General features: G+C 71.9%; 16 protein-coding genes, 1 pseudogene and 1 riboswitch. Of the genes and pseudogenes, 8 read left to right on the forward strand and 9 right to left on the reverse strand.

Annotation, left to right across the window (positions count from 1 at the left end; all coding sequences use genetic code 11):
• The first annotated feature begins 68 nt into the window (after positions 1 to 68).
• Both trpD and OHO27_RS31200 read left to right on the forward strand, forming a co-directional pair.
• Positions 69 to 1,133, forward strand: coding sequence for an anthranilate phosphoribosyltransferase (gene trpD, locus OHO27_RS31195; protein WP_328428297.1), 1,065 nt, complete (start codon positions 69 to 71; stop codon positions 1,131 to 1,133).
• Between the two features lie 85 nt (positions 1,134 to 1,218).
• Positions 1,219 to 1,335, forward strand: a riboswitch (SAM riboswitch).
• 144 nt (positions 1,336 to 1,479) lie between these two features.
• Positions 1,480 to 2,847, forward strand: coding sequence for an aminotransferase class V-fold PLP-dependent enzyme (locus tag OHO27_RS31200; RefSeq protein WP_328428298.1), 1,368 nt, complete (start codon positions 1,480 to 1,482; stop codon positions 2,845 to 2,847).
• Here the strand turns inward: OHO27_RS31200 and OHO27_RS31205 are convergent.
• The 7 genes and pseudogenes from OHO27_RS31205 to OHO27_RS31235 all read right to left on the reverse strand — a co-directional run bounded on the left by OHO27_RS31205 (position 2,802) and on the right by OHO27_RS31235 (position 9,425).
• Positions 2,802 to 3,995 carry a glycerate kinase gene (locus tag OHO27_RS31205; protein ID WP_328428299.1) on the reverse strand — a complete coding sequence of 398 codons (1,194 nt, stop codon included), beginning with the start codon at positions 3,993 to 3,995 and terminating at the stop codon, positions 2,802 to 2,804. The genes OHO27_RS31200 and OHO27_RS31205 overlap by 46 nt on opposite strands.
• A 148-nt stretch (positions 3,996 to 4,143) precedes the next feature.
• On the reverse strand, positions 4,144 to 5,547 hold the full coding sequence (locus OHO27_RS31210; RefSeq protein WP_443059727.1) for an SLC13 family permease: 1,404 nt from the start codon (positions 5,545 to 5,547) through the stop codon (positions 4,144 to 4,146).
• An 84-nt stretch (positions 5,548 to 5,631) separates the two neighbouring features.
• The gene (locus tag OHO27_RS31215; RefSeq protein WP_328428301.1) at positions 5,632 to 6,294 is read right to left on the reverse strand and encodes a response regulator transcription factor; all 663 of its coding nucleotides are present in this window, start codon (positions 6,292 to 6,294) and stop codon (positions 5,632 to 5,634) included.
• On the reverse strand, positions 6,291 to 7,736 hold the full coding sequence (locus OHO27_RS31220; RefSeq protein WP_443059728.1) for an ATP-binding protein: 1,446 nt from the start codon (positions 7,734 to 7,736) through the stop codon (positions 6,291 to 6,293). Before OHO27_RS31220 ends, OHO27_RS31215 begins: the two co-directional genes overlap by 4 nt.
• A 202-nt stretch (positions 7,737 to 7,938) precedes the next feature.
• Positions 7,939 to 8,234 (reverse strand): annotated as a pseudogene (locus OHO27_RS31225) (small secreted hydrophilic protein).
• 81 nt (positions 8,235 to 8,315) lie between these two features.
• A complete protein-coding gene (locus tag OHO27_RS31230; protein ID WP_328428302.1) occupies positions 8,316 to 8,597 on the reverse strand; it encodes an Lrp/AsnC family transcriptional regulator in 282 nt (93 codons plus the stop codon).
• Positions 8,598 to 8,639: 42 nt separating this feature from the next.
• Entirely contained in the window at positions 8,640 to 9,425 is a 786-nt protein-coding gene (locus tag OHO27_RS31235) for a rhomboid family intramembrane serine protease (protein WP_328428303.1), read from the reverse strand.
• Positions 9,426 to 9,590: 165 nt separating this feature from the next.
• Between OHO27_RS31235 and OHO27_RS31240 the strand changes: the two genes are divergently transcribed.
• The 5 genes from OHO27_RS31240 to OHO27_RS31260 all read left to right on the forward strand — a co-directional run bounded on the left by OHO27_RS31240 (position 9,591) and on the right by OHO27_RS31260 (position 14,968).
• Positions 9,591 to 9,830 carry a hypothetical protein gene (locus OHO27_RS31240; RefSeq protein WP_328428304.1) on the forward strand — a complete coding sequence of 80 codons (240 nt, stop codon included), beginning with the start codon at positions 9,591 to 9,593 and terminating at the stop codon, positions 9,828 to 9,830.
• A gap of 37 nt (positions 9,831 to 9,867) precedes the next feature.
• On the forward strand, positions 9,868 to 11,214 hold the full coding sequence (locus OHO27_RS31245; RefSeq protein WP_328428305.1) for an NYN domain-containing protein: 1,347 nt from the start codon (positions 9,868 to 9,870) through the stop codon (positions 11,212 to 11,214).
• A gap of 208 nt (positions 11,215 to 11,422) precedes the next feature.
• On the forward strand, positions 11,423 to 12,457 hold the full coding sequence (locus OHO27_RS31250; RefSeq protein WP_328430609.1) for a C40 family peptidase: 1,035 nt from the start codon (positions 11,423 to 11,425) through the stop codon (positions 12,455 to 12,457).
• A gap of 229 nt (positions 12,458 to 12,686) precedes the next feature.
• Positions 12,687 to 13,700: a C40 family peptidase gene (locus OHO27_RS31255; protein ID WP_328428306.1), complete on the forward strand. Its 1,014-nt coding sequence runs from the start codon at positions 12,687 to 12,689 to the stop codon at positions 13,698 to 13,700.
• Positions 13,701 to 13,765: 65 nt separating this feature from the next.
• Positions 13,766 to 14,968, forward strand: a complete 1,203-nt coding sequence (locus OHO27_RS31260) for a hypothetical protein (RefSeq protein ID WP_328428307.1) — start codon at positions 13,766 to 13,768, stop codon at positions 14,966 to 14,968.
• Here the strand turns inward: OHO27_RS31260 and OHO27_RS31265 are convergent.
• Positions 14,956 to 15,486 (reverse strand): PadR family transcriptional regulator, encoded by a 531-nt coding sequence (locus OHO27_RS31265; protein ID WP_328428308.1) that lies wholly within the window; start codon positions 15,484 to 15,486, stop codon positions 14,956 to 14,958. The two genes, OHO27_RS31260 and OHO27_RS31265, sit on opposite strands and share 13 nt — an antisense overlap.
• Positions 15,487 to 15,570: 84 nt before the next feature.
• On the opposite strand from OHO27_RS31265, the gene OHO27_RS31270 reads away from it, so the two are divergent.
• Positions 15,571 to 16,890 (forward strand): MATE family efflux transporter, encoded by a 1,320-nt coding sequence (locus OHO27_RS31270; protein WP_328428309.1) that lies wholly within the window; start codon positions 15,571 to 15,573, stop codon positions 16,888 to 16,890.
• Here OHO27_RS31270 and OHO27_RS31275 read toward each other — a convergent pair.
• Positions 16,851 to 18,086: a glycosyltransferase family 87 protein gene (locus tag OHO27_RS31275; RefSeq protein ID WP_328428310.1), complete on the reverse strand. Its 1,236-nt coding sequence runs from the start codon at positions 18,084 to 18,086 to the stop codon at positions 16,851 to 16,853. The genes OHO27_RS31270 and OHO27_RS31275 overlap by 40 nt on opposite strands.
• Between the last annotated feature and the right edge of the window lie 118 nt (positions 18,087 to 18,204).

Below are 18,204 nucleotides of genomic sequence, written 5' to 3' on the forward strand. Positions count from 1 at the left end.
GCTGGATAGGGTGGACCTCGTTGAGACTCATGTCCCGCAGTGCGGGACACCTGACCCTGGAGCGGCTTATGAGCGCTGTGACCCCCGCCGGAGGCGACACCGCGGCGGCCCGCTCCTGGCCCCTGCTGCTGAACGGCCTGCTGAACGGTCAGGACCTTGCTGCCGACGACACCGCGTGGGCGATGGACCTGATCATGCGCGGCGAGGCGACGGACGCGCAGATCGCCGGATTCGTTGTGGCACTGCGCGCCAAGGGCGAGACGGTGGAGGAGATCACCGGGCTCGTGCGGACGATGTACGCGCACGCGAACGTGATCGAGGTGCCGGGGCAGACCGTCGACATCGTCGGCACGGGTGGCGACGGCGCGAAGACCGTCAACATCTCCACGATGTCGGCGATCGTCATCGCCGGCACGGGTGCGAAGGTCGTCAAGCACGGCAACCGGGCGGCGTCGTCGGCGTCGGGTGCCTCGGACGTGCTGGAGAAGCTCGGCGTCAATCTGGAACTGCCGGTCGGGCGGGTGGCCGCGGTCGCCGAGGAGGCCGGGATCACCTTCTGCTTCGCGGTGAAGTTCCATCCCGCGCTGCGGCATGTGGCGGCGGCCCGTGGCCAGTTGGGCATCCGGACGACCTTCAACGTGCTCGGTCCGCTGACGAACCCGGCGAAGGTGAAGGCCCAGGCGGTCGGCGTGGCGGACCCGCGCATGGCACCGATCGTCGCGGGCGTCTTCGCCGAGCGCGGCAACTCCTCGCTGGTGTTCCGCGGCGACGACGGCCTCGACGAGCTCACCACCACGGCCACCTCCCGGGTCTGGGTCGTGCGCGACGGCAAGGTGACCGAGGAGGCCTTCGACCCGCGTGACGTCGGGATCGAGCTGGTTCCGGTGGAGGCTCTGCGGGGCGCGGACGCCTCGTACAACGCCGATGTGGCGCTGCGCATGCTGAACGGGGAGACGGGTCCCGTACGGGACGCCGTACTGCTCAACGCGGCTGCCGCCCTGGTGGCGCTGAACCCGACCGGCGCCCCGCTCACCGAGCAGATCCGCGCCGGGATGGCGAAGGCGGCGGAGTCGATCGACTCGGGCGCGGCGAAGCGGACGCTGGACCGCTGGGTGGCGGCCAGCAACGCCTGAGTTCCACGCGATGTGACGCAAGGCGCAGTCCAGGATCCGGACTGCGCCTTGCGAGCTGAAGATCGTGTGGCAGGATATTGGACCAGGTCATGAGTGACAGTCATGAGGCCCCGGCCGACTGTCCGGCAACCCTCCGTCCGTGGCGGGGTGCCCCGGGTGAAGACCAGGCCGTAGGCAGCGAGGTCTACGGCAAGCGCGGGCCCCTCTCGAAACCAGGGGTCCTGGTCGTTCGAGGGAGCCTTCCGTGAGCAAGCGAATGCGATAGGGCCGCAGAGCCCCGCCTCCGGACACCCTTTTCTCTTTCTCGCATGCCCCTCAGCCTGCATGCCCCTCACGGGAGTTCGCCATGTCTGTCTCCATCGCTGCCGCCGACCAGTCCGTTTGTGCCTCCCTGCCCGTTCTGGGCCGTGATGTCACTGTCCCGCTCGTCACCGGCGGCGAGGTCACCTACGCCGCGCTCGACTACGCCGCCAGCGCCCCCGCCCTCCAGCGCGTCTGGGACGACGTCGCCGCCTACGCGCCGTACTACGGCAGCGTCCACCGCGGAGCCGGCTACCTCTCCCAGCTCTCCACCGACCTGTTCGAGAACGCCCGCAGGACGGTCACCGAGTTCCTCGACTGCCGTCCCGACGACCAGCTGATCTTCACCCGGTCCACCACCGACTCGCTGAACCTCCTCGCCGCCGCCCTGCCGGCCGACTGCCAGGTCTTCGTCTTCGAGACCGAGCATCACGCCTCCCTGCTGCCGTGGCGCGACGCCCGCGTGACCTATCTCGACGCGCCCCGCACCCCCCGCCAGGCCGTCGAGACCCTGGAGCGCGCCCTCACCGACCGTGACCCGTACGGTCCGGCCCTGGTCTGCGTCACCGGCGCCTCGAACGTCACGGGTGAGCTGTGGCCCGTACGGGAGCTCGCGGCCGCCGCCCACGCGCACGGCGCCCGCATCGTGCTCGACGCCGCCCAGCTGGCCCCGCACCACCCCGTGAGCGTGCGTGACCTGGACGTCGACTGGGTCGCCTTCTCCGGCCACAAGCTGTACGCCCCGTTCGGCTCCGGCGTCCTGGCCGGACGCTCCGACTGGCTGCGCGCGGCGGAGCCGTACCTCGCGGGCGGCGGTGCCTCGCGGAAGGTGTCCAGGCGCGGGGACGGGGGCGTCGACGTGGAGTGGCACGAGAGCGCCGCCCGCCACGAGGCCGGCTCCCCTAACGTCATCGGCGCCTACTCCATCGCCTCCGCCTGCAAGGCGCTGACGGAGGCCGGCTTCGACACCCTTGTCGCGCGTGAGCAGTACCTGATCGAGAAGGTCCGCGCGGGCCTCGCCGAGGTCCCCGAGGTCCGGATCCTCTCCCTCTTCGGCGACGACGCCCCGCGCGTCGGCGTCCTCTCCTTCGTCGTCGACGGCTGGAACAGCTCCCACTTCGCCGCCGCCCTCTCCGCCGAGTACGGCATCGGGGTGCGGGACGGGCTGTTCTGCGCCCACCCCCTGGTCCGCACCCTGCTGGGCAGCGACCCGCAGACGCAGGGCGAGTGCGGGGCCCCGGAGGCGGCGCCCGGCGAGAAGTCCCTGAACGCCATCCGGGTGAGCTTCGGGGCCGGTACGCCGGACGAGCACGTCGAGCGGTTCGTGAACGCCGTGCAGGAGCTCGTCACGGACGGCGCCCGGTGGAACTACCGCACGGAGGACGGGCGTTGCGTCCCGGACACCTCCGCGTGAGCCGGTAGCCGGGCGCCCAGCAGGATCATCCGCAGGGCGCGTTCGGTGGCGTCCGTGAGGAGTTCGGAGGCCCGCACCAGGGCCTCGGCCAGGGCCATCGGGGCCGGCAGGATGCCGCTGAACGCGTCCACGCCCGGCACGTCGTGCGCGCCCTCGCCGAGTGTGCCCGCCAGCGCGAGCACCGGGCGGCCGTACAGCTTGGCGCGGCGGGCCACCTCGGCCGGGACCTTGCCGCGGGGCGTCTGGTGGTCGAGGGCGCCCTCCGCGGTGACGACCAGGTCGGCGCGGGCGAGGCGGGCGTCGAGATCGAGGTGGTCGAGGAGCACGTCGAAGCGGGGAAGCAGCCTGGCGCCGAGGGCGGCGAGGCCCGCGCCCAGGCCGCCGGACGCTCCGGTGCCGGGGCCGTGGTGCAGGTCGGTGCCCACGGCCCCCAGGTCGCGGGTGAGGACGTCCGCCCAGTTCTCCAGACCGGCCGACAGATGCTCGACCTGTGCGGGTGTCGCCCCCTTCTGCGGACCGAAGACGCGGGCCACGCCGCGCTCGCCGCACAGCACGTTGTACGGGTTGCAGGCGACCAGCAGCTCGACGTCCCGCAGACGCGGGTCGAGGCCGGACGGGTCGACCCGGGCGAGCCGCGTCAACTCACTGCCGCCGCGGGGGAGTTCGAAGCCGTCGGCGTCCAGCAGCCGGGCGCCGAGGGCCTGGAGGGCGCCGGCGCCCCCGTCGGACGTGCCCGAGTCGCCGCAGCCGACCAGGATGCGCCGTACGCCGGTGTCGAGCGCGGCGCGGATCAGCTCGCCGACGCCGTAGGTGGTCGTGGCGCCCGGGTCGCGCAGGGCGCGCGGGACGAGGGACAGCCCGGCCACGGCGGCCATCTCGACGACCGCGGTGTCCCGGGAGCCGAGCAGGGCGAAGTGCGTGCCGAGCGGTTCGCCGACCGGTCCCGTGGCGGGCAGGGCGACGAGCCGCCCGCCGGTCGCGGCGGCCAGCGCGGTGGCGGTGCCCTCGCCGCCGTCCACCAGCGGGATCAGGTCGATCACGACGTCCGGCAGGACCCGCCGCACGCCGTCCGCGATGGCATCGGCGGCGGCCTGGGCGGACAGGGACTCTTTGAAGCCACTGGGGGCTACGACGACTCGGGTCAGCATCAGAGGTCTCCTAGGCAGGTTGGGTGACGTCGCTGAGCTGTGGCAACGCCCTTGGGGGCGCGGGGCCGGATCGATGTGCGGCTTCCGCCGCGCGGGCGCGACCAGCCACGACGGCGCCGCAGACAGCCGACGGCAATGACGTGGCGACTCACAGTGGAACGCCCAGCAGCGGCCATACCGTGACCGCGAACAGCAGGACGAGGGCAGCCGTCAGCGGGGCCAGGACGGCGGACAGGCGCAGCAGGTCGCGCGGGGTGTACGTGGGCGTCCCGGGAAGGTCGGAGAAGAGCGTGACCGGCTTGGCGGACGCCGGGAGCGTGTGGCAGAAGCCCGCCGCCGCGGTGGACGCGAGCGCGGCGGCGACCGGGTTCACGCCCGCGCCCACGGCGGCCGCGACCACCAGCGGGACCAGGACCGAGGAGCGGGCCGAGCGGGACTGGAGGATCAGGTGGGCCGCCGTGCTGATCGCGATCACCACGGCCAGGAACAGCAGCGGGCTGACGCCCGTGGGGAGCTCGGCCACCAGCCACTTCGCCGCCCCGGAGTCGGCGAGCGCGACGCCCATCGCCATGGTCGCGGCCATGAACAGCAGCAGTGACCAGGGGACCGTCTTCAGCGCGTCCTTCAGGTGCACGGTGCCGAGGGCCGGCGAGGCCGCCACCACCGCGCCGATCAGCGCGACGACCGCCGGCGGCACCCGGTGCAGCGGCTCGCTGCACCACAGCATCACGACGGTGCCCAGCAGCAGCGCGCACCGCTTCTCGGCCTGTGACCAGGGGCCGGTGACCGGGTCGTCGCTGTGCTCCTGGATCTGCTCGGGGGTGATGCGCACGGGCTCCTTGCGGTCCGCGCGTCGAGTCGTCGTCAGGAGTACGGCTTCGGCGGCCAGGTGGGACGACGCCACGGCCAGCGGCAGGCCGAGCAGCAGCCACTCGGTGAAGCCGATCCGCTCGCCGGTGGCCTGCCACAGCACCGACACGGTGATGAGGTGCGCGCCGGCGCCGATCAGGGTCGCCACCGCCGACAGCAGGATCACGGTCGGGAACAGCAGCGCCAGCATCACGACCAGCCGCCGCCGGTCCTCCAGTGCCCTGGCGAGCGCCAGGAACACCGGCAGCGCGAGGGCGGCCCGGCCGGACGTGGCCGGCACCGCGAACGCCGTGACGACCAGGGCGGCCGTGGTCAGGTGCACGAGCTGCCGGACGGTGCGCGCCCCGCCGACCAGGAACGCCGCCGCCCGTCCCGCGAGCCCCGTCCGGGTCACCGCGGCCGCCAGCACGAAGGCGCAGATCAGCAGCCACACCGTCGAGTCGCCGAGGGTGCCGAAGAGGGCGTCGCTGCTGATCACTCCGGTGACCGTGAGCGCGAGTCCGGCGCCCAGCGCGATGTATGTGTCGTCGACCGGGGTGGCGATCCAGGCGCAGGTCGCCAGGGCGAACACGGCGAGGGTGAGGCGGGCGTCGGCGCCGAGTCCGGCGAAGTTGCCGGGCACGGCGAGCAGCGCGCAGAGGGAGAGCGCGACGCAGAGGCCGACGCCCAGTCGGAGGTTCAGGGTCACGTCATCCAGGGTTCACCTGGGCCGTGAGCCGTCGATGAGCCGTACATGAAGGAGACTTCACACGGGCCGAAGGGGACTTCAGGCCGACAGGCGGTACCCCACGCCGCGCACCGTCTCGAACCGTTCGGCCCCGACCTTCTTGCGCAAGGCCCGCACGTACACGTCCACGATGTTGGATCCGGGGTCGAAGTCGTAGCCCCACACGTGCGACAGGATCTGCTCGCGGGACAGTACCTGGCCCGGATGCCTCAGGAACAGCTCCAGGAGCACGAACTCACGGGCCGTCAGATCCACGGTCCGCTCCCCGGCCCGCGCCCGCCGGGTGCGCAGGTCGAGGGTCAGGGAGCCGGACCGCAGCACCGTCACCTCGGGTGCCCGGGCCGCCGTACGCAGCCGCAGGCGGACCCGCGCGAGCAGTTCCTCGAAGCGGAACGGCTTGGTCATCCAGTCGTCGGCGCCGCCCTCCAGGCCGGCCACCGTGTCCCGTACGGAGTCCCGCGCGGTCAGCACGATCACCGGGGTCGTCACCCGGGCCTCGCGCAGTTCGCGCAGCACGGTGAAGCCGTCCCGGCCGGGCAGGCCGATGTCCAGGACCACCAGATCGAAGCTGCCGGTCAGCGCGTACTCGTGGGCGGCGTCGCCGTCGCCGACGACGGTCGTGGTGAAGCCGTTGGAGCGCAGCCCCTTCTGGACGAAGGAGGCGATCCTTTCCTCGTCCTCGACGATGAGAATGCGGTTCACGTGTGTGCCTCTCCCAGTGCCAGTACGAAGGTGGCGCCGCCGCCGTCGGTGTCGCGCAGCCGGACCCGGCCGCCGTGCGCCTCGGCGATCGCCCGGACGATCGACAGTCCGAGCCCGGCTCCGGAGCCGCGGGCGCCGCGCCGGGACGTGCCGCGCCGGAACCGTTCGAAGATCACCTCGCCGTCCTGCGGCTGGACACCGCAGCCGGAGTCGGCGACATACAGCTCGACGCCCGGCCCGTCCGTGCGCGAGCCGATCCGGACGGTCTGCCCGGGCGCGGTGTGCTGCACGGCGTTCTGGGCGAGCTGGACCATCGCCTGGGTGATCCGCTGCGGGTCCAGCTCGGCCTCGACGTCGGCCACTTCGGCGAGCTGCCAGTCCCGTTCGCCGAGGGTGCGGGCCTTGACGTAGACGTCGGCGGTGAGTTCGGCGAGCTGGACCGGCTCGGGCGTGACGAAGTCGGGGCGCTCGGACTTGGCGAGCAGCAGCAGGTCCTCGACGATGCGGCTCATCCGGTCCAGCTCGTCGGTGACCAGGCGTATCGTCTCCTCGCGCTCGGCGGGATCGTCGCCCATCAGCTCCAGATGGCCGCGCACGATGGTGATCGGCGTGCGCAGCTCGTGACCCGCGTCGTCGACGAACTCGCGCTGGGCGGCGAAGGCGCGCTCCAGCCGGTCGAGCATCGCGTTGAACGTCTCCGCGAGCGCGGCGATGTCATCACGCCCGTGCACCGGGATACGGCGGGTCAGGTCCTGCTCGGTGAGCTGCGCCGCCGCGGTGCGCACCAGCCGCACCGGCTTGAGGATCCGCCCGGAGACCGCCCAGCCGATGCCGGTCATCATGAGCAGGGCGACCCCGGAGATGGCGAGCAGGATACGGAACTCCGCGTTCACGGCGGCCTGTTCGCGCCCTGGGTGGAAGGCGACGACGAACGCCGCCTCCGCCTCGCCGCCGGCCCGGGCGACGGTGACCTTGGCCCAGCGGATCTCGCCGGACGCCCGGTGCACGGTGCCGGTGGCGTCGGGCGAGTCGAAGATGCGGCGGCGGGCGTCGGCGTCCTCGTGCAGGGGGACGTTGGCGGGGATGTCGCGCGGCTGGATGAACTGGGCCGGGGCCCGGCCCGCCCGGCCCACCAGGCCGATCAGCTCCTCGTCCGGATCGGCGTACTGGCGTACCAGGAACTCGCGCAGCAGCCGGGACGGGTCGGTGAACGGCTGCCCGGTCTCGGGGTCGACGCCCCGCTCCTCGAAGTTCGCGAACTCGCCCGCCTCCTGCGCGAGCAGCCCGTTCACCCGGTGATCGACGTCCCGCAACAGGATCGACCGCGTGGTCGCCGCCACGGACACCAGCCCGACGGCCATGACGAGCAGCAGCCAGAGCAGAATGCGGACCCGCGCGGAGATCCGGCGGCGCACGGGGTCGGGGGGTGTCGTCCGGGTCATGGCGACGGCGGCGTGGAGCCTGGCGGTGAGCCAGCGGCGCGCCGACCCGGACAGGACCGCGCACGCCCCGTCCGTGCACCGGACGCCGTGTGCCCGCTCAACGGCACACACGCACCCGGAGGGGAGCACCTCAGCCGCACTGTCGTCACCCGCCGACTCCCCTGAACTTGCCGACTCCCTGAAAGTTCCCGACGGGACACCTCTAGCCGTCGTCCCCGGGCTCGCCGCGGTCGTCGTCTCCGGTCTCCCGGTCGGGGCCGTCGTCGGCACCGTCGTCGCTCGTGGGGCCGTCTGTCACCGGGGGCCGCGAGACGACCTCGTCACTGGGGGCGGTGCGGGCCGGGACGGGGGCGGGGTGGGGGAGCCGCTGTCCAGCTCCACCTTGGCCGGGACCTTGGGGGACTCCGGGTTGTCGGTGAGGGCGAAGCTGGTCGCGGCGATGCCGAGGGGGATCGCCACGACGGCGGCCAGCGCCGCGATCCGGTGCGAGAAGACCATGCGGCCGATCCTGCGGCCTATGCCCCGCACCGAGGATGAGCCCAGCATGAAGAACTCTTCATGATCGGGCCGTGGCCGCTCTCAGCTGTCCAGCCCGATGGCGAACGCGGCCTCGATGTCGTGCTGCGAGTACGTACGGAACGCCACGTGCGTGTCCGTCCCCTCCACGCCGGGAATCTTGCTGATCCGGCCCGGGATGACCTCGGCGAGATCCTCGTGCTCCTTGACTCGCACCATGGCGATCAGGTCGTACGTACCGGTGACCGAGAAGACCTCGGTGACGCTCTCCAGCGAAGCGATCCGCTCCGCGATCTCGGGAATCCGGTCCACGCTGGTCTTGATGAGGACGATCGCGGTGATCACGGTTGGTTCTCTCCCTCGGAGGCCATTGCTGGGGCTCTCACCCTACTCGTGGTCCAGTTGGCCCGGTTGTTCTGCCGGGGGTCCGGGGGTTGGCCCCCGGGAAGACACAGCAGTCGCAGGGCGGAATCGGGCCCACGCGAAGCCGAAGCCGAGCCCGAACCCGACCAGGTGCGCCAGATACGCCACCCCCGGCCCCTGGTCCGCCCGCCCCGCCGCCACCCACTGCAGCGCCACCCAGAACGGCAGCACGACCCAGGCCGGGAAGCGCAGCGGCAGGAAGAGCAGGAACGGCAGCAGGCTTGTCACCCGCGCCCCGGGGAAGAGGAACAGGAACGCGCCGAGGACCGCAGAGATCGCCCCGGACGCGCCGACCAGGGACTGGGGGGAGTCGTCGTTGGCGGCCGCGTAGCCCAGCAGGGCAAGGTAGCCGCAGCCCAGATAGAAGAGCGTGAACTGGACGCGGCCCATCCGTTCCTCGGTCATCACGCCGAAGACGTAGAGGAAGAGCATGTTGCCGAGCAGGTGCACCCAGCTGCCGTGCACGAACAGCGCCGTCGCGGGGGTGAGGACGGCCCGGGGCGCCCCCTCGAACAGCTCCGCGGGAACGACACCCCAGCGGTGGAAGTAGGCCCGCTGAGCGGCGAGCAGCTCGTCGCCGGAGCCGTACGCCGGATTGAGTCCCGCCGCCGGGCCGATCAGGAAGATCAGGCAGCACAGGACGATCAGCCCGTACGTCACCGGCGCCGAGGACCGCAGGACGGCACGGACCGATCGGCCCGCCCTGCCGAACCGAGTCCCGAAATGCGCCACGCTCCAGTTGCCGATCATGGACACAGAGCATGACGTAACCGGACGCACGCGCACAGACCGCCTCGCCGCCCGGGACGGACGGGCGGTGGGTACCCGCCAGGCCGTAGGGTTACGAGCCACACGCACCGGGGGCCCGGCGCGTCGCGGACAATAGAAGGTCTAGAAGGAAAGAGCACAGTCACGATGACGGTTCCCCTGCCGACCACCACGACGCGGTGGCGCTGCACCCTCTGCGGCAACCTCACGCGCTTCGACGTGACGCGCTCGTCCAAGGTCGTGGAGTACGTCCACCTCGATCTGGCCGGTGAGCCCAAGATCGAGGAGCGCGAGGTGCTCAGTGAGACCATCGAGTCGGTGCGCTGCCGCTGGTGCAACGCCGTGGACACAGTGGAACTCGTGGACAGGCCGGGCGCCGACTCCTGACGGGAGCGGCCCCCGCACAGGCATTGGGGTGTGACGGATGGTGGAGACACAAGGCGGGGAGCCGGACGACGGCGCCGCTGAGGTGCTCGACCGTCCGCTGCCCGACGGTGTACGGCGCAAGGTCGTGCAGATCGTGTCCGACGGCTTCGGCGGACTGACCGTCGGCGAACTGCCCGCACAGCTGAGGCAGTACGCCAGATTCGCGCCGAACCGCCGGGCCAAGTTCGCCGGCAACGCCATGGCGGCGGCGCTGGAGACCGATCCGCTGTTCCGCCAGCGCATCGGGGAGAAGTTCAGAGAGGCCCAGCCGGAACTCGCCGGCGCCCTCGACGCCGGCTCGGCGCCCCCGGCCGCGGACCCGCTCGACGTGGCGGCCGCGGCCTATGTTCTGCGCCCCACCGGCTGGGTCAAGCTGGTCACCGCGGCCGGCGAGGAGGCTCAGCGGGCCGATGCCGAGCGTGCCGACGAGGAGAACCGCGCCGAGCTGGAGCGGCTGCGCGAGGAGCTCGCGCACGCCCGTGAGCACACCCGGCACGAGACCGAGCGGCTGCGCGCCGAGCTGGACGCGGCGAAGAAGGAAGCCGAATCACTGCACCGGAAGCTGCGCTCGGCCCTCAGTGACGTCAAGCGTGGCGAGGCCGCCCTGCGCAAGGTGCACGGCGAGATCGAGACCCTGCGCGCGGAGGGGAACACCCAGGTCTCCGCGGCCGAGAGCGAGACCCGGCGCCTCAAGGCGCGGCTGGGGGAGGCCGAGGCCGCCCTGGAGGCCACGCGCAGGGCCGCACGCGAGGGGCGCAGCGTCGAGGACATGCGCGTACGGCTGCTTCTGGACACCCTGCTGGACTCCGCCCAAGGGCTGCGCCGGGAGCTGGCGTTGCCGCCGGTCTCCGTACGGCCCGCCGAGACCGTGGACGCGGTCGAACCGGGACGAATGACCCCGAAGGACATCGCCGCCCGGGCCCTGTCCGAGAACGACCCCGCGATCCTCGACCAGCTCCTCGCCCTGCCCCAGGCGCACTTGGTGGTCGACGGCTACAACGTCACCAAGACGGGCTATCCGCAGATGCCCCTGGAGAAGCAGCGGCTCAGGCTGCTCGGCCAGCTCTCGCAGCTCGCCGCGCAGACCGGCGCCGAGGTGACCTGCGTCTTCGACGGGGCCGAGCTGGCCGCGCCGGTGCTTCTCGCGCCGCCGCGCGGGGTGCGGGTGCTGTTCTCCAAACCGGGCGTCACTGCCGACGAGTTGATCCGCCAGCTGGTGCGCGCCGAGCCGCCGGGCCGTCCGGTCATCGTCGCCTCGACCGACCGTGAGGTGGCGGACGGGGTGGCCCGGGCCGGAGCGCGGCCGGTGGCTTCTGCGGTGCTTCTCAAGCGGCTGTCCGGATAACGCCAACGTACGGGGGCAATGCCCGAATTGGCGTCAATCCTGTACGACCCAGCGTCAATCCTGCGTCACGTCATGTGAGTTGTGTGTAAAGAATGATTGGTGTGACGAGATTTTTCGTGTGAGGATTTGATCTGATCACAACTGGGTCACTAGGGTCTGGCCTCGAACCTCCGAGCGGGTGATCACTCAGAAGAAGGGTTTCACCTCAGTGGCGTCCCACCGTCGACCCAAGCAGCCGAGCCGAGCACGTGTGACCGTGCTGACCACCGCTGCCGCTGCTGCCGTGGCCATCAGTGCCCAGGCCGCCAACGCGGCCCCCAGCGAGAAGCCGAGCAAGGACGAGGTCAAGGCCAAGGTCGACAAGCTCTACGAGGAGGCCGAGCAGGCCACCGAGAAGTACAACGGCGCCAAGGAGAAGCAGGAGAAGCTCCAGAAGGAGATCTCCACGATCCAGGACAACGTCGCCCGCGGCCAGGAAGAGCTCAACGAGCTGCGCGACAGCATGGGCCTCGCGGCCGCCGCTCAGTACCGCACGGGCAGCATCGATTCCTCCGTCCAGCTGTTCCTGTCGTCCGACCCGGACGACTACCTGGACAAGGCGTCCACCATGGACCAGCTGAGCGCCCAGCAGGTCGACTCGCTGAAGAAGATCCAGGACAAGCAGCGCGAGCTCTCCCAGCAGCGCACCGAGGCGTCCGACAAGCTCAAGGACCTCGCCTCCACCCGCACCGAACTGGGCAAGAAGAAGAAGCAGGTCCAGGGCAAGCTCGCCGAGGCGCAGAAGCTGCTCAACAGCCTGACGGCCGCCGAGAAGGCCGCCCTCGCCGCCGAGGAGCAGCGCGCCAGCCGCGACGCCGCCGACCGCGTGGACCTCGGCAACACCGGTTCCGCCTCCGGCCGGGCCATGGCCGCCTTCCAGGCCGCCCAGAGCCAGATCGGCAAGCCGTACGTCTACGGCGCCACCGGCACCGCCTCCTACGACTGCTCGGGCCTGACCTCCTGGGCCTACGCCCAGGCCGGCGTCTCCATTCCGCGCATCTCGCAGGACCAGGCCAACGCCGGTACGCGCATTTACAGCCAGTCCGACCTCAAGGTCGGCGACCTGGTCATCTTCTACGGCGACCTGCACCACGTCGGCTTCTACGCGGGCAACGGCCAGATCCTGCACGCCCCGCGCAGCGGCACGGTCGTGCGCTACGAGTCGATCAACAACATGCCGTTCCAGTTCGGCGTCCGGATCTGACCCCGGCCGAACACCCCCAAGATCAACACCACGTGCCGCCCGAACGGGCGAATCACGACAACATTCGCTGACCCCGCGCCCCGCCCATGACCTGCGTCAGAGGCGGGGCGTCACTTTGTGTGCCCACCGAGGTCGTTGGCCGTCACCCCGGCACGGAGCTACTGTCTGCCGCGTTTCCCCGCTCGCCGGGGAAGGTCCTTGTCCGCCAGCGGAAGGAGAGCGGCTTCCCGTGGGGTCCCATCGCCGCTTTGCAACGACCGGGTTCGACCGGGGCGCCGGAGCAGCGCTCTGCGTCATGTCAGCCGCCGCCACGGCCCTCGGGGCCGTCCCGGCCTCGGCCGCGCCACAAGACGACACCCGGGCCAAGGTGGACCGCCTCTACGAGGAGGCCGAGAAGGCCACCGAGGCCTACAACAGTGCCGACGAGCGCGCCGACAAGCTCCGCAAGCAGGTGACCGACGCGCAGGACCGGATCGCCCGGCAGCAGGAGGACATCAACTCCAAGCGGGACGCACTCGGCTCGCTGGCCGGCGCCCAGTACCGGTCCGGCGGCCTCGATCCCTCCCTCGCGCTGCTGCTCTCCAACGACCCGGCCGACTACCTCGACAAGGCCGCCCGCATCGCCCGTCTCAGCGCCCACCAGGCCGGCGAGCTGGACGATCTCCAGGACGCGATGCGCGAACTCGCCCAGGAACGCTCCGAGGCGACCGGGAAACTCGTCGAACTGGAGAAGAGCCGCAAGACCGTCGCCGCCCACAAGCGGACCGTCGAGCGCAAACTCGCCCAGGCCCGCAGGCTGCTGAACTCCCTCACCGCGGCCGACCGCGCCGCCTACGACCGCGCCTCCCGCTCCGGGCGCGCCGACATGCCCGACTTCGGGAGCCTCGTCGCCCCCTCCGGCCGCGCCGCGGCCGCGGTCGCAGCGGCCCATTCGGCGCTGGGCAGGCCGTACGTCTGGGGCGCCAACGGTCCCTCCGGCTTCGACTGTTCGGGACTGATCCAGTGGTCGTACGCCCAGGCCGGCGTCGGTCTGCCGCGGACCTCGCAGGGGCAGCGGTACGCCGGCCGGCAGGTCCCGCTCTCCGAGGCCCAGCCCGGCGACGTGGTCACCTACCGGGGCGACGCCAGCCATGTCGGGATGTACGTGGGCAACGGCCAGGTGATCCACGCGCCCTACCCCGGCGCCCCCGTGCGCTACGACCCGGTGGCCATGATGCCCGGGGCGACGGTCACCCGGGTCTGACGCGGGGCCCAGGCCGCTGCGACGCGGGTCTGACCTTCGTGCCGTCGCCGCCGTACGATCGGGAAATGGCTGGTCGAAGGCGGGCGTCGGGGGCGCGGGGAACGCGCGTCGTCGTCGCGCTCTGTCTGCTGCTCGTCTCACTGGTGGGCTGCGGCGGGCGGCCCGCCACCGACAGCGCCAAGGCCGAGGTGCAGCAGGTCCTGGACCGCCGGGCGGCCGCGATCCTCGACCACGACGAGACGGCGTTTCTGCGCTCGGGCGCCGGGGACTGGTTCGGCAACCTGGGCGCGGTGCCCCTCGCCGACTGGTCGTACCGCCTGACCACCCTGCGGCGCACCGGCGACACCGCCCTCGCCGACGCCGAGCTCCGCTACCGCGTCCAGGGCCACGACCGGGCACCCGTCAGCGTCGGCCGCACCCTGAGCCTGCGCCTGGACGTGGAGGGCCACTGGTACGTCGAGGCCGAGCGGCCCGCGAAGGGCTCCGCCGAACAGCTCTGGGACCAGGGCGAGGTGAGCGCCGTACACGGTGACGACAGCCTCGTCCTGGGCGTCGGGCAGTCCGACGCGGCACTGCGGTCGTACGCCGAGCTGGCCGACCACGCCGTGCCGGCCGTCTCCCAGGCGTGGGGCAGCAACTGGCCCCGGCGCGTGGTGATCCTCGTACCGATGTCGCTGGGAGACATGGCGGGCCTGCTCGGCTCGCCCGAGTCCTCCTACCGCGGGATCGCCGCGGTCACCACCGGTGAGACCGGCGCCCCGGCGAGCGCGCCCGCGGACCGGATCATCGTCAACCCGGACGCGTACGGCGTCCTCGGGAGCACCGGCAAGCAGGTCGTCCTCACCCACGAGACCACCCACGTCGCCACCCGCGCCCACACCACCGAAGCCACTCCGCTGTGGCTCTCGGAGGGCTACGCCGACTGGATCGGCTACCTGGGCAGCGGCCGCTCCCCGTCCCAGGCCGCGCCCGAACTGTGGCAGGCGGTGACCGAGGGGCGGGCGCCCCAGACACTGCCGACGGACGAGGACTTCGGCTTCAGCGGCGACGCGGGGAGGCTCGCGCGGGCCTACGAGAGCGGCTGGCTGGCCTGCCGGCTGATCGCGGACCGCTGGGGCGAGGTCAGACTCGCCGAGTTCTACCGGGCCGTCGGGGCGCACGAACGGCGGGCCGGGGCGGTGGAGGGCGCACTCAAGGACGTACTCGGGACGTCGCTGGAGGAGTTCACGGGGGAGTGGCGGGACTATCTGCGGGCTCAGCTCGGCTGATCCAGCTTCGCGATCGCCTCCGTAAGCCACGCACGCTCCGCCTCACCCGTCGCCCGGGCGACCCGCAGCATGCCCTGCCGGAACAGATCCTCCGCCTCCTCCGCCCGTACGGGCTTTTCCCCTCCATAGAAGAAGCTCGTGGGCGCGGTGAGGAACTCCAGACGGCGGCGCAGCACTCCGGCCTGCTCCCGGCGGTCCGGCAGGTGCCGCAGGAAGGCCAGGAGCGTGTTGAAGCGGACCTGGTCCGTGATCTCGACCCGCCTGGGGTGGCGCAGGCGCTCCAGCAGGTCCTCGCGGCCCTGGCCGGTGAGGGAGAGGATCCGGCGCGGGGCCGCTCCCGTACCCGGCTCGGTGTGCTCGTCGAGCTTGCCTGCCTTGATCAGTCGCGTGATCGCCGGATAGAGCGCACCGTCGCTGACGGGGCGGACATGGCCGCTCAGCGCCTTGATCCGCTCCTTCAACTCATAGCCGTGCAGCGGCGCTTCGGCCAGGAAGCCGAGGATCGACAGCTCCAGCATGGTCCTCCTTGCGAGCGTGATGGCGCCATGGTACCTCTTATCGAGTTACCTCGAATCGAGGTAACTAACGGAGGGGGCCGGATCGTGAACGCGCACCGCAAGCAGCTCATCTCGCTCGCCCACCCCGTCTACTTCTCGCTCCTCGCCTCGGTCGCCGCCGGAATCATCAACACCGTCTGGGTCTCCCGGCTCGGCGGCCCGGCCGTGGCCGCCGTGGCCGTCGCGACCAACACCGAGAACGTCCTGCTCGGCGTGGCCCTCGTCTTCGGCTCCGGTACGACGGTGCTGGTCGCCCATGCCAGGGGCGCGCGGGATCCGGGGGCGATGCGGGCCGCGGTGCGCGGGGGATGGGCGGTGTGGGCGCTGGTCACGCCGGTGGTCGTGGTGGGTGGGTTTCTGGGGCGGGAGCCGTTGGCGCGGCTGGTGCTCGGCGACGGCTCCGCGCTGCCCCTGGCCGTGCAGTACTTCGCGATCTCGCTGCCGGGTGTCGCCGTGTTCTTCGCGCAGACACTGGTCGACGGCATCCTCAAGGGGGCCGGCGACACCAGGACGCCGATGCGGCTCGCCCTCCTCGCAGGCGGGCTGATCCTGGTCTGCGACCCGTTCCTCATCCAGGTCTACGGCGTCCCCGGCGCCGCCGCCTCGACCGTGCTGTGCCGGAGCGTGGCCCTGGCGGTGGGGCTGGCCGCGCTGCGGAGGAACCGGCTGCTGCGCGCGGCTGCCGAGGTGCCGCCCGCCGAGCCGGTCGGGGGCGCCCTGCGGCGGACGCTTCGGACCGGGCTGCCGATGTCGGCCGACTTCACCGTGCGGCAGGCGGGCGCGCTGGCGCTGGTCGCGGTCGTGGCACGGCTGGGCGTGACGGCGGTGGCCGCGTACTCGATCGCGTACAAGGTCCTGTACGTCGCCACCATGGGCTGCTACGCCGTACGCCAGGCCGCCGCCATCCACACCGCGCACCTGTTCGGCGGAGGTGCGGACGCCCGGTCGGCGATCGGACGGCAGGCGGTGCTGGTCGCGGGGGCCTTCGCGCTCGTGGCGGCCGTGCTGCTGGGCGTGACCGCGCCATGGATCATGGCCGCCTTCGGTGCCGGTGACGACGTCGCCCGCGCCGGTGTGCTCTTCCTGCGCTGCGTCGGGCCCTATCTGATCCTGATGGCCTGCGTCATCGCGCTCGGCGGGGTCTTCGAGGGGAGCGGGGGAGCGCCCGTGCTGTTGCGGGTGACGGTGCTCGGCACCGCCGTACAGCTGCCGCTCGCATACGGGCTGTCCGGCCTGGGTCTGCCGGGAGTGTGCCTGGCGCTGGGATCGGCGATGGCGGTGCAGTGTGCCGTGGTCCTGGTGCTGCTCCGGCGGCGCACCCGGTGTCAGGACGGCAGGGACGTTTCCTTGGCGCGGGTGGCCTGAGCCGGTACGGGGGCCGGGGCGGGGCGGGTGACCGTCGAGCGCCAGAGTTCGCGGGCCGCGAGGAGTGTGGCGAGGACCAGCAGGCCGTTGCGGAGGAACAGGAGGGTGACGCCGAGGCCGTCGCTGGCGACGACGTGCGCGAACCACACCGGGAACTCCAGGACCGTCACGAAGCACGCCGCGAGGACCAGGCCGACGGGCAGCCTCATCCCGCTGTCGCGGAAGCACAGGCACACCGCCGCGAGACCGACCAGCCACACCAGGTACTGCGGACTGATCACCCGGCTGGTCGTCACGAACATCAGCACCGCCACGAGGGCCGCGTCCGCGAGCGTGTGCGGCGCGAACCGCCGCGCCCTCAGCCGCCACAGCAGCAGCCAGCCGAAGGCGAGCCCGCTCAGGAGCAGGGCGGCCGTGCTGACGACGTCGACGTACGGGCCGAGGAATTCCACCGAGCCGTAGTTCAGCAGCACCTGGCCGTCCCAGCCGTACTGCCGGGCCACGTGGAAGACCAGCGCGCCCAGCGACTCCACCTCGGTGCCGCGGTCGCGCTGGAAGGTCAGGAAGGCGAACGCGCCGGGCATCGCGACGGCGAACAGGACCGCTATGGCGCCGGCGGTCAGCGCGGCGGACAGCCAGGCGCCACGCCGGCGGGCCGCGACCAGCAACAGCACCGGCCAGACCTTCAGCATCGCCGCGAAGGCCGTCAGCGTGCCCATCAGCCGGGGATGCCGGGCGCCCGCCAGCAGCGCGGCCACGGCGACGGCGGTGACCATCACGTCGTAGCGTGCGTACACGGTCGGCCCGAGCAGCGGCACGCCCGCCACCCACACCCAGGCCCCGGCCGGCGTCCGCCCGGGGCGCATCCCCGCGTACAGCAGAAGCAGCAGGACGACCAGGTCGGCGGTGAAGGCGAGGACGAAGAACGCCGACGTGTAGTCCAGCCAGAACACCAGGGCGGGGGAGAGGATCGGCAGCGCGGCGGCGGGCGGGTACTGCCAGGTGACGTCGTCCAGCGGGAACGTTCCGGTGCGCAGCACCTCGTACCAGCCCTGGTAGATCACCGACACGTCGCTGGTGACGTCCGGGCCGGGGAAGATGTACACCTTGAACACGAAGAGCAGCAGGACCACCCTGGTCAGGCCCCAGATCACCAGCAGCCACGCCAAGGACCGCCGCGTGCCCGTCGTCTCCACCGGATCCCCTGCCGTTCGCTTCCCGCCTCAGTGAAACATGATGTCCTGTCCACCTGTGCGCAGGCCACACACGTGGCCGGGCACCGGCTGTGAACAGCGGCTTCGGTAAGGTCGGCGG

This window comes from Streptomyces sp. NBC_00443 (assembly GCF_036014175.1).
Lineage (GTDB): Bacteria > Actinomycetota > Actinomycetes > Streptomycetales > Streptomycetaceae > Streptomyces.